This is a genomic window from Pseudomonas sp. ABFPK (assembly GCF_001586765.1).
GTDB lineage: Bacteria > Pseudomonadota > Gammaproteobacteria > Pseudomonadales > Pseudomonadaceae > Aquipseudomonas > Aquipseudomonas asiatica.
This window is the reverse complement of record NZ_LQXW01000078.1, coordinates 154,387-168,500: the sequence shown is the minus strand read 5'-3', so window position 1 is coordinate 168,500 and position 14,114 is coordinate 154,387. Positions and strand designations below refer to the sequence as shown.

10 protein-coding genes are annotated in these 14,114 nt (G+C 63.9%); 8 read left to right on the top strand and 2 right to left on the bottom strand.

What is annotated here, in order from left to right; genetic code table 11:
* The first annotated feature begins 8 nt into the window (after positions 1-8).
* From WM94_RS27410 to WM94_RS27390, 7 genes are all read left to right on the top strand, one after another.
* Positions 9-857, top strand: a complete 849-nt coding sequence (locus WM94_RS27410) for a CsgG/HfaB family protein (RefSeq protein WP_061552600.1) — start codon at positions 9-11, stop codon at positions 855-857.
* Between the two features lie 375 nt (positions 858-1,232).
* On the top strand, positions 1,233-2,081 hold the full coding sequence (locus WM94_RS31270; RefSeq protein ID WP_082810658.1) for an RHS repeat-associated core domain-containing protein: 849 nt from the start codon (positions 1,233-1,235) through the stop codon (positions 2,079-2,081).
* Between the two features lie 103 nt (positions 2,082-2,184).
* Complete coding sequence (locus WM94_RS29950; RefSeq protein ID WP_256207067.1) at positions 2,185-3,036, top strand: RHS repeat-associated core domain-containing protein; 852 nt, start codon at positions 2,185-2,187, stop codon at positions 3,034-3,036.
* Positions 3,037-3,369: 333 nt separating this feature from the next.
* Positions 3,370-5,280, top strand: coding sequence for a sigma-54-dependent Fis family transcriptional regulator (locus tag WM94_RS27405; RefSeq protein WP_061552599.1), 1,911 nt, complete (start codon positions 3,370-3,372; stop codon positions 5,278-5,280).
* 1 nt (position 5,281) lies between these two features.
* Positions 5,282-7,015, top strand: a complete 1,734-nt coding sequence (locus WM94_RS27400) for an ABC transporter ATP-binding protein (RefSeq protein WP_061552598.1) — start codon at positions 5,282-5,284, stop codon at positions 7,013-7,015.
* Positions 7,005-7,682 carry a hypothetical protein gene (locus tag WM94_RS27395; protein ID WP_061552597.1) on the top strand — a complete coding sequence of 226 codons (678 nt, stop codon included), beginning with the start codon at positions 7,005-7,007 and terminating at the stop codon, positions 7,680-7,682. Before WM94_RS27400 ends, WM94_RS27395 begins: the two co-directional genes overlap by 11 nt.
* Positions 7,675-8,967, top strand: coding sequence for an NAD(P)/FAD-dependent oxidoreductase (locus WM94_RS27390; RefSeq protein WP_061552596.1), 1,293 nt, complete (start codon positions 7,675-7,677; stop codon positions 8,965-8,967). The genes WM94_RS27395 and WM94_RS27390 overlap by 8 nt, the downstream gene beginning before the upstream one ends.
* Positions 8,968-9,106: 139 nt before the next feature.
* Here the strand turns inward: WM94_RS27390 and WM94_RS27385 are convergent, their stop codons facing one another.
* Together WM94_RS27385 and WM94_RS27380 are read right to left on the bottom strand one after the other, a co-directional pair.
* Positions 9,107-10,420, bottom strand: coding sequence for a hypothetical protein (locus WM94_RS27385; RefSeq protein ID WP_061552595.1), 1,314 nt, complete (start codon positions 10,418-10,420; stop codon positions 9,107-9,109).
* Positions 10,421-10,557: 137 nt separating this feature from the next.
* A complete protein-coding gene (locus WM94_RS27380) occupies positions 10,558-12,051 on the bottom strand; it encodes an aldehyde dehydrogenase (RefSeq protein WP_061552594.1) in 1,494 nt (497 codons plus the stop codon).
* 458 nt (positions 12,052-12,509) lie between these two features.
* Here WM94_RS27380 and peaA point away from each other — a divergent pair, with 458 nt between their 5' ends.
* A complete protein-coding gene (gene peaA / locus WM94_RS27375) occupies positions 12,510-14,075 on the top strand; it encodes a quinohemoprotein amine dehydrogenase subunit alpha (RefSeq protein ID WP_061552624.1) in 1,566 nt (521 codons plus the stop codon).
* The last annotated feature ends 39 nt before the right edge of the window (positions 14,076-14,114 follow it).

The following is a 14,114-nucleotide window of genomic DNA, read 5'->3' as shown; positions in this document are numbered from 1 at the left end:
AGAACACCATGAAACATCTGCTGAGCACGCTGCTGATCCTCACCGCCCTGGGTCTGCACGGTTGTGGCCTGCGCGAACCGATGCCCGCCGAACAGGATTCGGAAACCCCGACCCTGACCCCCCGTGCCTCGACCTACTACGACCTGATCAACATGCCACGGCCCAAGGGCCGGTTGATGGCGGTGGTGTATGGCTTCCGCGACCAGACCGGGCAATACAAGCCGACCCCGGCCAGCTCGTTCTCCACCAGCGTCACCCAGGGCGCGGCAAGCATGCTGATGGACGCCCTGAACGCCAGCGGCTGGTTCGTGGTGCTGGAGCGTGAAGGCCTGCAGAACCTGCTGACCGAGCGCAAGATCATCCGTGCTTCGCAGAAAAAGCCCGATGTACCGGAAAACATCATGGGTGAACTGCCGCCGCTGCAGGCTGCCAACCTGATGCTGGAGGGCGGCATCATCGCCTACGACACCAACGTGCGCAGCGGCGGCGAAGGTGCCCGCTACCTGGGGATAGACATCTCCCGCGAGTACCGCGTCGACCAGGTGACCGTGAACCTGCGCGCGGTGGACGTGCGCACCGGGCAGGTGCTGGCCAACGTGATGACCAGCAAGACCATCTATTCGGTTGGGCGCAGTGCGGGGGTGTTCAAGTTCATCGAGTTCAAGAAGCTGCTCGAGGCCGAGGTGGGGTACACCACCAACGAACCGGCGCAGCTGTGCGTGCTGTCGGCGATCGAGGCGGCGGTGGGGCACTTGCTGGCGCAAGGGATCGAACGGCGGCTGTGGCAGGTGGCGGGGGATGCGGGGGAAGGGCAGGCTACGGTGGACAAGTACCTGAGCCAGAATCAGCAGCCGTGATTGGCTACGAGGGCCTCTTCGCGGGTGAACCCGCTCCCACAGGTACAGAGCTGGCCTAAAGGTTGGCGCAATCCCTTGTAGGCGCGGTTTTACCCGGGAAGAGGCCAGGGCAGGCGATAGAATCTTCCGAGTCCATGCTGGTTTTAATTGGTAAATTTCGACCGGTCTCGGATTTCTGCCAGATAACAGCCCATCAAATAGACCACATTGTCATTATGCCTGGAACTCATTATCTGCCCTCTGTTCTGCCTACGTTGGGTATAGCAGTGTTACTGGACTAGCATGAATGTAGCAGCATGAGAACTGGCATTTATGTCAGTGGTGAGTTTCAGATGTATTGTGAGAAGCTCGCGCTAATGACAGCTCTTGTGGTACATGCTAATGCCGCGCAAAAATACAAATGGCCTGAATGAATGTCAGCGACAGTTGTGGCAGGCTCTCAGCTATACACCTTATGGGTACCGCTCGGGATATCCACAATTGCTCGCGTTTAATGGTGAGCGAGCAGATCCAATAACTAGGCATTATCTGTTGGGTAATGGATATCGAGGGTTCAATCCTGTCTTGATGCGCTTCAATTCCCCAGACAGTATGAGTCCGTTCAGAACAGGGGGGCTGAATTCGTATAGCTATTGCATTGGCGACCCAATAAATTTCCGAGATCCAGATGGACATTCAAGGGGGCGCGGAACTTTATCGCGTGCGAATGGGGCGGGGAGATTAATTAAGGCTGTTGTTAGTGCAAGCAAGGAAGTTTATTTTGACTCGTCAAGGCCAATCTATGGCTCCATGCGATCCCTGACTACTGCTTTGCCTGTCGACGACGTTCCCAGTAATTGGGACCTGATAGGATATCATGGAAGCACCAAGGCACATGGTCCCAGTCTGAAGTCTGGATTAAATGTGCGTTTTCAAGGGTCGAGTTATGCACAGCGTTTCGGTGCGGGTTTCTATCTGGCTCCCGATAAGAAGAGGCCATTGGAATATGCTCAGGACCTTAAGAAGAAAGGGCATGAGCCTGAGGTGTATGGTGTTTATACTGAAAACTTTAGTCGCCTGAAGTTAGGTCGGGATTACTCCTTTAGAGTGCGCGAGAGTTTCCCTATGGAACGGAAGTATGGCGAAATTGTGATCAGAGAGGTCGCGTATAGTTTGATTGCGGTCCGATCTGGTAAAGATAGCAGAGCGGTAGTGCCTGCTAAGTCGAATGAGGCACCCTTTTAATGATCTGGTAATTGCAGGGATTTCGCGAAGAGGTCGTATTAATGTATCTTGTGCATGTTTAAGTTTTTATTGTAATTGTTCTTTAGTAAAAAGGAGCATTTCAATGGTCGCTAATAGTTCAGTCAGGTTAAATGTAGGCAGGCAGCAGACGTCGCTGCAGACCTTAGCCTATACGCCGTATGGCTACCGCCCTCGCCATACGGTTTTGCTGGGTTTCAACGGCGAACGCGCAGATCCGATCACGTGCCGCTATATACTTGGCAATGGCTATCGCCAGTTTGACCCAGTTTTGATGCGTTGTATTTCTCCTGACAGTATGAGTCCGTTCCGGCGCGGGGGGGTGAATTCATATGCTTACTGTTTATGCGATCCGGTAAATTTACAAGATCCAAGCGGGCATAGCCCTATAAGGAAGTTATTTTCGCGGACAGGTAAAATAAATTCTGCGGGAGCTGGTTTGAATCAAGTCTCTAAAGGAAGCGGGAAGTATTTCTCTCTGGGGTCATCCGAGGTCGTCCGGACACATGTACAGAAGAAACCCGCAGCACAGGTGCAGTCTTATCCAAATCCAAGCAGCGTGCCAGATGGTTTCGATTTTGCCGGATTTCATGGTAGCCAAATGGCGCATGCCGAGTCATTGGAGGCGGGGGTAAGGCCTCAATACGGTGGTGCGGACGCTTTTGGATCGGGTTTTTATTTTTCACAGGCTTATGATGTCGCTAGTGCATATGCGCGCGGTAGTGATGGGCATGTGTTTGGGGTTTTCGTACAAGACTTTAAAGGGTTGCTCGCGGGTGAGCAATTGGTTGACATCGGTCATGGTGTTGCTGCTATTAGGGAAGGCTATGTGATTCGTGAGTCGGCATTTAATAAAGTAATTGTGCGGAAGGAAGTAGGAGGCACTCTTGTTCGTAGAAATTCGTATCGTGGACCTCGAGTCTATACTTTAGATTGATCCATGCGATTGGGTTGAAAATTTCGAGCTCAGGTGCTGGAGTTGGTCTCTTGTAATAATTAAGGTGCGAGCAATACAGTTTCGTGATATTGGTACTTGCCGAGGGGACTTGTCGTGATCTGGTGATGGGCAATGACCATGGGCTGGTTTCAGGTTTGGTGCGATCCCTGTGGGAGCGGGCTAGCCCGCGAAGCCACCCAAAACCCTAGCCCTGCACCCCCAACCATCCCCCAACCTATCAACCGGATGACGCCCAGCCATTTCTCCCGCACACTGCGGAAAATTCCCAAGCCCGTTCCCCGCCACCTTGGCGGGGCACAGCCGGAGCAGAAAATGGCGCGACAACTAATAACAAACGCCCACGACCCGCTGCACGAATCCCGCCAGGCCCGCCTGAAGCTGGCCAGCGAAGGCGAGCTGCCACTGGGCATGCTGCGCGACGAGATCGATGCCTCCTGGCGCCGCAGCCTGGGCCATGGCCTGGATTGCCTGCAGGGCGAGCAGGTCGGCCTGGGCCTGGAGCAGGGCCACGACCTGCGCATGCTGCTGGAGCGCAACCGCCTGCTGGTCGACGCCGTTACCCCGGAACTGGACTACCTGGTCGCGCGCCAGGGCAAGGCCGGTATCGTCATCCTCGGCGACGCCCAGGCCAACGTGCTGGCCATCGAAGGGCAGAAGCACGTGCTGCAACGCGAGGGCCTGCGCGACCTGCACCCGGGTAGTTGCTGGAGCGAATCACTGCGTGGCACCAACGCGATCGGCACGGCAGTGGTGGAAGGCCGGCCGACCTTGATCAACTGCGGCGAACATTACCTCGACCGCCTGAGCCCGTTCTCCTGCACTTCGGTGCCCCTGCGCGACCCGCGCGGCGAGGTGATCGGCGTGCTCGACATCACCCGTGAAGGGGTGATGGCGCAACCACAGGACAGCCTGTCGACGCTGATGCTGGCGGCCGGCAACATCGAAAGCCGCATGTTCGGCCTGTGCCACCCGGAGCAATTGGTGCTGGCCTTCCATAGCCGCCCGCAATACCTCAACAGCGCCTGGCATGGCCTGCTGGCGCTGAGCCTGGACGGTGAAGTGCTGGCTGCCAACGACAGTGCCTGCCAGCTGTTGCAGGTGCCGCGCCATGAGCTGTTGGGCCGGCGCAGCAGCGACCTGCTGGGTGAACGGTCACCGGCCTTCATCGCCCGCCTGTGGCAGGGCGGGGTGAGCAGTGTGCAGACGGCCAAGGGCGAGTTCTACTTCCGCGCCCTGCAGCTGCCGCGCCATGGCCGGGTCAACGGCAGCACGCCGGTGAGCAAGCTGGCGCCGGGCAAGCAGTCACCCGCCCTCGACGCCCTGGCCGGTGGCGACCCGCGCCTGGCGCGCAACCTGCGCATGGCCCGCCAGGGGCTGGGCAATGGCCTGCCGGTGCTGTTGCTGGGCGAGACCGGTACCGGCAAGGAAGTCGTCGCCCGGGCCCTGCACCAGGCCAGCCCGCGTGCCGACAAACCGTTCGTGGCCGTCAACTGCGCGGCCATCCCCGAAGGGCTGATCGAGTCCGAACTGTTCGGCTACCGTGAAGGTGCGTTCACCGGCTCGCGCCGGGGCGGCATGGTTGGCCGGCTGATGCAGGCCCACGGCGGCACGCTGTTCCTCGACGAAATCGGCGACATGCCGCTAGCGCTGCAGGCGCGCTTGTTGCGGGTACTGCAGGAACGGCGCGTGGCACCGCTGGGGGCGGGCGACGAGCAGGAGATCGACGTGGCATTGATCTGTGCCACGCACCGCGACCTCAAGCGCCTGGTGCAGGAGCAGCACTTCCGCGAAGACCTTTACTACCGGGTCAACGGCGTGTCGCTGCGCCTGCCGGCATTGCGCGAGCGTGATGACCTGGCGGCGATCATCCAGGGGCTGCTGGACAAGTCCGATGCCCGGGGCGTGACCTTGGACCCGGCCCTGACCGCGTTGCTCGAAGGCTTCGACTGGCCGGGCAACATCCGCCAGCTGGAAATGGTCGTGCGCACCGCGCTGGCCATGCGCGAGGACGGCGAACAGGTGCTGACCCTCGACCACCTCACCGACTGCCTGCTGGACGAACTGGCCAGCGGCACCGCGCCTTCCGGCAGCCTCAAGGACAACGAGCTGGAGCTGATCCGTGGCGCCTTGGCGCGCCATCAGGGCAACGTGTCCGCGGCGGCCGAGGCGCTGGGTATCAGCCGGGCCACGCTGTACCGCAAGCTCAAACAGTTGCGCGGCTGACGTGGGCGGCCTGTTCGCCCGGCTGGTGGAGTCCAGCGACCCTTTACTCATGCGCCAGGCGTTGGCCTGGCTGTATGGTTTCGTGCGCCCCCATCGACGCGCCATCGGCCTGTTGCTCGGTTTGTCGCTGGGCGCCTCGTTGCTGGCGCTGGCGCAACCCTGGCTGGTCAAGACGCTGATCGACGAGGGGCTGCTGGCCAAGGACTACCAGACCCTCTGGCACATGGCCGCGATCATGATCGGCGCGGGCCTGCTGGGTACCGTGCTAGCCGGGGTCAACCGCTACCTGCACACGCGCTTGTCGGGGCGCATCCTGTTTGCCCTGCGCGACGACCTTTACCGCCACCTGCAGCAGCTGTCGCCGACGTTCTACGGGCGGCGGCGCATCGGCGACATCCTTTCGCGGCTGGATGGCGATGTGGCGGAAATCCAGCGCTTTGCCGTGGATTCGCTGTTTTCGGCGGTGTCGGCGGTGATCGGCCTGGTGGGCGCGGTGGTGTTGATGCTGATGCTTTCGTGGCAACTGTCGCTGCTGCTGGCGCTGCTGGTACCGATCGAAGTGCTGTGGCTGCGCTGGATGCGGCGCAAGGTGGAGCGCGAAGTACGCAACCTGCGCGAACGCTCGGCAGATGTGTCGTCATTCCTGGTCGAAACCCTGCCGGCGATGAAGTTCATCCAGGCCGCCGGCCAGCAAGGCCGCGAGGCGGGGCGCCTGGACCAGCTGGGCCAGGGCTACATGCGCCAGCTGCTCAAGGTGCAGGTGACCGAATTCTTCACCCAGGCCATCCCCGGCACGCTGACCTCCTGGTGCCGCGCCTGCGCGTTCCTGGTCGGCGGTTGGTGGGTAATCCAGGGCACTTGGCAACTAGGTGCGCTGATCGCCTTTTCCACCTACATGGGCATGGCGGTAGGGCCGGTGCAGAGCCTGCTGGGCCTGTACGTGGCGGTGCAGCGCATGGCGGTGAGCCTGGGGCGGGTGATGGAACTGAAGCAGGAGGCCGTGGCCGTGCGCCCGGCGGCCAACCCGCAGCCGGTGCCCGACGGGCCGGGCGAATTGCGCCTCGAGGGGGTGAGCTTTGCTCATGAAGGGCGCCAGGGCGCGGTGCTGAACGACGTGCAGGTGTGCGTGGCGGGTGGCCTGAAGGTGGCCATCAGCGGTGCCTCGGGGGTGGGCAAGTCGACCTTGATCGACCTGCTGCAGCGCTTCTACGACCCGGACGCCGGGCGCATCCTGCTGGACGGCACCGACCTGCGCGAACTGGACCTGGCTGCGCTGCGCCGGCGCATTGCGGTGGTCAGCCAGGATATCGTGCTGTTCCGCGGCACCCTGGCACAGAACCTGGCCTATGGCGTGCCCGAGGCCAGCCGTGAGGAACTGGAGCGGGTGGTGCGCCTGGCGCGGCTGGACAGCCTGGTCGACAGCCTGCCGCTGGGCCTGGACGGCCTGCTGGGTGAGCGTGGCCAGCAGTTGTCCGGCGGGCAGAAACAACGCATTGCCATCGCCCGCGCGGTGCTGCAGGCGCCGGCGATCCTGGTGCTGGACGAGGCCACCTCGGCGGTGGACGAAGCCACCGAGCGCGAAGTGATCGCGGCCATCGACCAGCTGTTCGCCGGCCGCACGCGCATCCTGATCAGCCATCGCGCTTCGACCCTGGCCGATGCCGACCTGCACCTGCAGTTGCACGCTGGCCAGTTGCAGGTGCTGCCCGAGGAGGTGATCAGGCATGGGCACTGACGTGCGTGTTGGCGTGATCGACAGTGGTTGCACGCCGGAGCAGGCCAGCGCCTTGCTGGGCGCGCGCCGCTTCTGGCTGGAGGACGGCCAGTTGCGCGAAGGTGACATGCTGCCCGACCAGCTTGGGCATGGTAGCGCGGTGCTCGCCGGCTTGCAGCGGGAGGCCGGGCCGGTGCCCGTGCTGCTGGCCCAGGTTTTCGGCGCCCAGGCCAGCACCAGTGCCTTGCAGGTGGCGGCCGCGCTGCTGTGGCTGGTGGAGGCGGGGGTTACGCTGGTCAACCTCAGCCTTGGCCTGCAGCAGGACCGGCCTGTGCTGCACCAGGCCTGCGCCGAGGCTTTGGCCGCGGGTGTGCTGTTGTGCGCCTCCAGCCCGGCCCAGGGCGGGCCAGTGTATCCGGCCAGCTACCCCGGGGTGATACGGGTCACAGGCGACGCCCGCTGTGCGCCTGGCCAGTGGTCCTGGCTTGGTACCCGGCAGGCGGACTTTGGCGGTTATGTGGGGGCGGGCGGCAGGGCAGGCGCGAGCCTGGGCTGCGCGGCCCTGAGTGGCAGGATCGCTGCGTTGCTGCGTGACGAGCCGGGCATGGGCCAGCAGCAGGTTCATGACTGGTTGCGCCACCACGCGGCGTTTACCGGCCCAGAGCGACGAGGTGTCGGCCATGGCTGAACCGCGCATTGTAGTGTTGGGGGCAGGCCCTGCGGGTGCGGCCACGGCCATTGGCCTGCGGCGGCTGGGTTATGCGGTGACGGTCGTGTCGGAGTGGCGCCGGTTCGCGGCGGTCGAAGGGGTTTCGCAGCGGGTGCTGGACGGGCTGCGCCACGCCGGCCTTGGCGGGGCGTTGCGCCAGGCGGCGATGCCGGCGACTCGGCAAGTGCACTGGAACGGCCAGCAGCTGCAACTGAACCAGGAGTTTCTACTCGACCGGCAAAGGTTTGACCGGGCGCTGCGCGACGACCTTCAGCGTGCGGGTGTGAGCGTGGTCGAGGGGCGGGTGCGTGAGGTGGTTCGCCAAGTCGTTCATGGTATTCGCCTGGACGACGGGCAGGTACTGCAGGCCGATTTCCTGGTCGAAGCCCGAGGCCGCCAGGCCCCGTTGGCCGCCGACCGCCTGCGCGGGCCGGAGACGGTCAGCTTGCTGAATGTCTGGCAGGCCGCCCCCGGGGCGCCAGCGTCGGCGGTGGAGAGCCTGGCAGATGGCTGGGCGTGGATGGCGCGCCTGGAAGACGGCCGCTGCTACTGGCAAGTCACCCTGGACGCCGCCGGGCTGCCGGGCAAGGCCGGCTTGGCGGATTACTGTGCGGCGCGGCGAGCTGGCAGCGTGCTGGTGGCCGAGCTGTTCGATGCCAGGGCCTTGGCGCCGGCAGAGGTGCATGCGCGCAGCAGTACCGCGATTCTGGCCGGTGAGTGCGTCGGGCAGGACTGGATACGCGTGGGCGATGCTGCGATGGCCGTTGACCCGCTATCGGGTAACGGGATCTTCCAGTCGTTGTCTTCGGCGCTGCAGGCACCGGTGGTGATCAATACCTTGCTGCGCAGGCCCGAGCGGGCCGGGTTGGCGCGGCAGTTTCATCAGCAGCGGATCGAACAGCTGTTTTTGCGTTTTGCCCGGATCGGGCGGGATTTCTATGGGCAAGAACAGGGTCGGGTGGGGCAGCCGTTCTGGGCGCGGCGGCAGGGGTGGCCGGACATGCAGGCATTGCACGTGGCGGCGGACTGGAGCGCGGTGAGGGTCGAGCGGCGGCCGGTGTTGCGTGACGGGCTGGTGGATGAGGCCGAGGTGGTGGTGACGGCGGATCAGCCGTTGGGGGTGTGGCATTTGCATGGGATGGAGTTGGCGCCGGTGGTGCGCGGGCTGCGTAGCGGCCGACCTATCGAGGCAGTGTTGTCAGGCCTGCCAGGGGAGCAGCAGAGGATGGTGCGGCGGTGGTTGTTGGAGCAGGGCTTGGTTTGAGATTGCCGGGGCCGCTTTGCGGCCCTTTCGCGACACGAGGCCGCTCCTACAGGTTCGGTGATGCCCATGATGCTTGCGCTGTACCTGTAGGAGCGGCCTTGTGTCGCGATGGGCTGCGCAGCAGCCCCAGGATTTCGAATCAGAAGAAAGTCCCGACGATCAGCTGCATATAGGTCCCGGTATCCCGCCCACCCAGCTGCGTCCCGCCATTGGCCGCGCTGCGTTCCGGCTTGTAGAACCCTACCAGCGGGCTGATCAGCAGGTGGTCGTTGACCATCCATTCCACGTACAGGTCCAGCTCCCGTCCGCCCAGGTTGCCTTGGTCGGTGTCCAGCGTATCGAAGTCGAAGTACAGCGCGCCGACGGTCAGGTTGTCCCGTGGCTTGCCCTTCAGTGCCACGTGGTGCACCTGGCTGTTGCTGTTGAACGGCCCGGCATAGTTCGCCGCCACCTCACCCTGGAACCAGGTGCCATAGCCACGGCTCAGGCCATAGAACAGCGGGTCGAAGTCTTCGGAAAAGCGGCTGTAGCGGTAGGTGGCGGTGGGGGACCAGGGCAGTTCGGAAAAGGTCCAGTTGCCTTCCAGGTACCAGGCGTTCTCCCGCCCGCCGGTTTTGTCCTGGGTCACGTACTCGGCGGCCAGCTCCAGGTCTTTCACCCCCAGGTTGCCACGCCCGCGCAGGCTGGCGGTGTCCATGCCGTCGCGGTGTTCCAGGCCCATGATCTGCGCGTAGCGCTGGTCCACGTCGAGGCCGCGGATCCAGCTCAGGCCGACGGTGCCGGCGTCGGCGACGTGCTCCAGGTTGGCCACCGCCAGCGAGGTGTCGGCCTGGTAGTGGTTGTCGGACTTCAGCCACATCAGGTCGCTGCGCCAGCCTTGATTGCCACCAAGGCGCAGCACGGCGGTGCGGTCGAAGGCCTTGCGTGCGGCCAGGTAGTAGGCGCCGCCGCGGTCGAAGTTGGCGCCCAGGTCGACCTTGCCCAGGTTCACCGGGTCGCCCTGGATCAGGAAGCCGTCGCCCAGGGTCACCACCTGGCGGCCGCCGGAAATGTCCACGCCGTCTTCGCCCAGGGCCGGGAACAGGTTGGCCGAGCGCCAGCCCAGGTACAGGTCTTCGATGGCGGTGCGGCGCTCGTCACCCAGGGTCAGGCCGGCGGCATCGCCGTCGCCCCAGGTGGCGGAACTGAGCAGGTTGAAGGCGCCGTAGAGCGCACCGCTGTCGGCCAGGGCCTGGCTGCCGCTGAGGCCATACTTGACGTAGCCTTCCTGCCAGGCGGTGCTGCCGGGCTTGCGGTTGCCGGCCAGGTTGAAGCTTTCGTCGCTGTGGAAGGCGCCGAACAGGGCTTCGAGGTCGGCGTTGAGGGTGGTGCCGTCGTGGTTGTACAGCTCGTAGGCCTGGGTGATGGGGGCGGCGAACAGCAGGGCCAATGTGCAGGCGAGTTTGTGCCTCATGGTGTGCTCCATGTTTTTGTTGTTGTTTTCGGGTTGCCTGTGCCGGCGTCTTCGCAGCACAAGGCTGCTCCTACAAGGACCGCGCTACCTTTGTAGGAGCAGCCTTGTGCTGCGAAGAGGCCGGTACAGGAAAATGATCAGAGCTTGATCAACACCGATTTCAGCTCGGTGTAGTGCTCGATGGCAGCCGCCCCCATCTCACGGCCGACGCCGGACATCTTGTAGCCGCCAAACGGCAAGGCAGGGTCGAGGGCGCTGTGGCAGTTGACCCACACCGACCCCGACTTGATGCGTGGGATCATCCGGTGCACGGCGGCCAGGTCGTTGGACCAGATGCTCGCACCCAGGCCATAGGGGTTGTCGTTGGCCATGCCGATCACTTCGTCGATGTCATCGAACGGCATCGCCACCAGCACCGGCCCGAAGATCTCTTCCTGTACCAGGCGGTGGCGCTGGTCGACATCGACGATAACTGTCGGCTTGACGAAGTAGCCAGGCCCGAAGCCTTCGCCACCACAGGCGATGGTCGCGCCCAGCTCGCGGCCAAGCTCGATGTAGCCGGTGACGCGGTCCTGCTGCTTGGCCGAGATCAGCGGGCCCATCTGCACCGCAGGGTCCAGGCCGCTGCCCAGCTTCATGCCGTTGGCGATGCCGGCAATGTCGGCCACCACGTTGTCGAAGTGCTTGCGGTGCACGTACAGGCGGGACCCGGCGCAGCACACCTGGCCCTGGTTGAAGAAGATCGCCGTGGCGGCGCCGGCGGCGGCTTCCTGCAGGTTGGCGTCGGGCATGACGATGGTCGGCGACTTGCCGCCGAGTTCCAGGGTGACGCGGGTCATGTTGTCCATGGCTGCCTTGCCGATCAGCTTGCCGACCTCGGTGGAGCCGGTAAAGGTCAGCTTGTCCACGCCGGGGTGGCGGCTGAGTGCGGCGCCGGCGCTCAGGCCGGTGCCGGTGACCACGTTGAACACGCCCGCCGGGTAGCCGGCTTCGTCCACCAGTTCAGCCAGCTTGAGCACGCTCAGCGGTGTTTCGTCCGCGGGCTTGAGCACGACGGTGCAACCGGTAGCCAGGGCCGGGCCGAGCTTCCAGCAGGCCAGCAGCAACGGGAAGTTCCAGGCGACGATGGCGCCGACCACGCCCACTGCCTCGCGCCGCACGAAACCATGGAACTGGTCGTTGGGCATCAACGGCATCGAGGCTTCGACGGTGCTACCCTCGATCTTGGTGGCCCAGCCGGCCATGTAGCGCAGGAAGTCGATGGCCAGTTGCACGTCCATCACCTGGGCAACGGCGGCGCTCTTGCCGTTGTTCAGGCATTCCAGTTCGGCCAGCTGGCGGGCGTCGCGCTCCATCAGGTCGGCCAGGCGCCACAGCAGGTTCTGCCGTTCGCGTGGGCGCAGGCGGCTCCACGGCGAATCGTCGAAGGCCTGGCGAGCGGCGCGCACGGCGCGGTCGACATCTTCGGCCTCGGCGGCGGGCACTTCACCCAGTACCTCGCCAGTGGCCGGGTTGCGGAACGACAGGGTGCGACCGCTGGCGGCGTCCTGCCAGTCGGCGCCGATGCGCATCTTCAGCTTGCGTTCGAGAAAGGCGCGGGTGGCGGGCAGGATGGGCAGTTCGGAAAGCATGGGACGATGCCTCTTGTCATTGGATGTGACAGGCATAGGCGCAATGGGCGTGCCAAGGTCGGTAGATGGCTGCAAACCGTTGAACGGGTTGGGTTTTGTCCTGCTGCAAGGTTGGGATTGCAGGGTTGCGCTGTTGCACATTGAGACGGTGTGAGACGGTGGTGAAACAGTGGCTGTTCCGGCCTCTTCGCGGGCACGCCCGCTCCCACCGGTACAGCGCTGGCCCCGGCGTGTGGGAGCGGGCAGGCCCCTGTCTCAGGATGAAACACCCTGTCGCGAAATGGCACGCTGCAATTGGCCATACCTGCTGCTGGCCAAGGCCGAAAAACCGGCTAACAGGTTGAAAGAAAACGCTTTTACAGCACCTGGCACAGTTCCTGTATCACAACCGTCACATGCACACCTGCTGTACCAAAGCGTGCGAAAACGATAAGAACAACAACCGTGGAGGTCTGACCTTGAAGACGACTCGACTCCGGCGGCATGCGGGCAAACTGGCGCTGGTCGCCGCCGCGCTGCTGAGCACCCAGGCCATGGCGGCCGAGCAGGGCCCGAGCCTGTTGCAGAACAAGTGCATGGGGTGCCATATCCCCGAAGGCAACGACACCTACAGCCGCATCAGCCACCAGCGCAAGACGCCGGAAGGCTGGCTGATGAGCATCGCCCGCATGCAGGTGATGCACGGTCTGCAGATAAGCGACGACGACCGCCGCACCCTGGTCAAGTACCTGGCCGACAAGCAGGGCCTGGCGCCCAGCGAAACCGATGGCGTGCGGTATGCCATGGAGCGCCGGCTGAACACTGTCGAGCAGTTCGACACCCAGCTCAGCGAAACCTGTGGCCGTTGCCACTCCGGTGCCCGTGTCGCCTTGCAGCGGCGCCCGGCCAAGGAGTGGGAGCACCTGGTCAACTTCCATCTCGGCCAGTGGCCGTCCCTCGAATACCAGGCCCAGGCGCGTGACCGCGACTGGCTGCCGATCGCCCTGCAACAAGTGGTGCCGGACCTGGCCAAGCGCTACCCGCTGGAAAGCGCGGCGTGGGCCGAATGGCAGAAAGCCAGGCCCAAGGCCGATGCGCTGCCGGGCCAGTGGGCATTCAGCGGCCACATGCTGGCCAAGGGCGATGTACGCGGGGTGATGAGCGTCACGCCTGACCAGGGTGACACCTTCAAGGTCGAGGTCAAGGGCGCTTATGCCGACGGCACGCCGTTCAATGGCAGCGGTTCGGCGATCCTCTACAACGGCTATGAATGGCGTGGCAACGTCAAGGTCGGCGACGCCAACCTGCGCCAGGTGTTCGCCGCGCTGGATGGCGAAATGAAGGGCCGCATGTTCGAGGCCGAGCACGACGAGCGTGGCCTGGACTTCACCGCAGTGAAGGAGGGCAAGGCGCGCCTGCTGGCGGTACAACCGGCATTCATCAAGGCCGGTGGCGAAAGCGAGATCACCCTGGTCGGCAGCGGCCTGGCCGGCAAACCGGACCTGGGCGCTGGCGTGGAAGTGACCGAGGTGCTGGAGCAGACCCCGACCCTGGTACGGGTGAAGGCCCGCGCCGCGGCCGATGCCAAGCCTGGCCAGCGCGAAGTCGCCGTAGGGGCGCTCAAGGGCGTCAACCTGGCGGTGTACGACAAAGTCGAGGAAGTGAAAGTGGTGCCGGCGTTCTCCATCGCCCGCATCGGCAAAAACGGTGCCTCGGTGCCCAAGGTGCAGGGCCGCTTCGAGGCCGAAGCCTGGGGCAAGGACGCCAATGGCCAGCCGCTGCGCATCGGCTACCTGCCGGCCAGCTGGAAAGTCGAGCCCTTCAACGAGCGTGCGGTCGAGGACGAAGACGTCAAGTTCGCCGGGAAGATGCAGGCCGATGGCGTGTTCGTGCCAGGCGGTGCCGGCCCCAACCCGGAGCGCAAGATGATGACCAACAACGCCGGCAACCTGAAGGTCATCGCCACCCTGGCCGACGGTGGCCAGACTGGCGAGGGGCACATGATCGTCACCGTACAGCGCTGGAACAACCCGCCGCTGCCGTAACGGCAGGGGGCTTACGGTTTTCCAACGGATCGATTATCG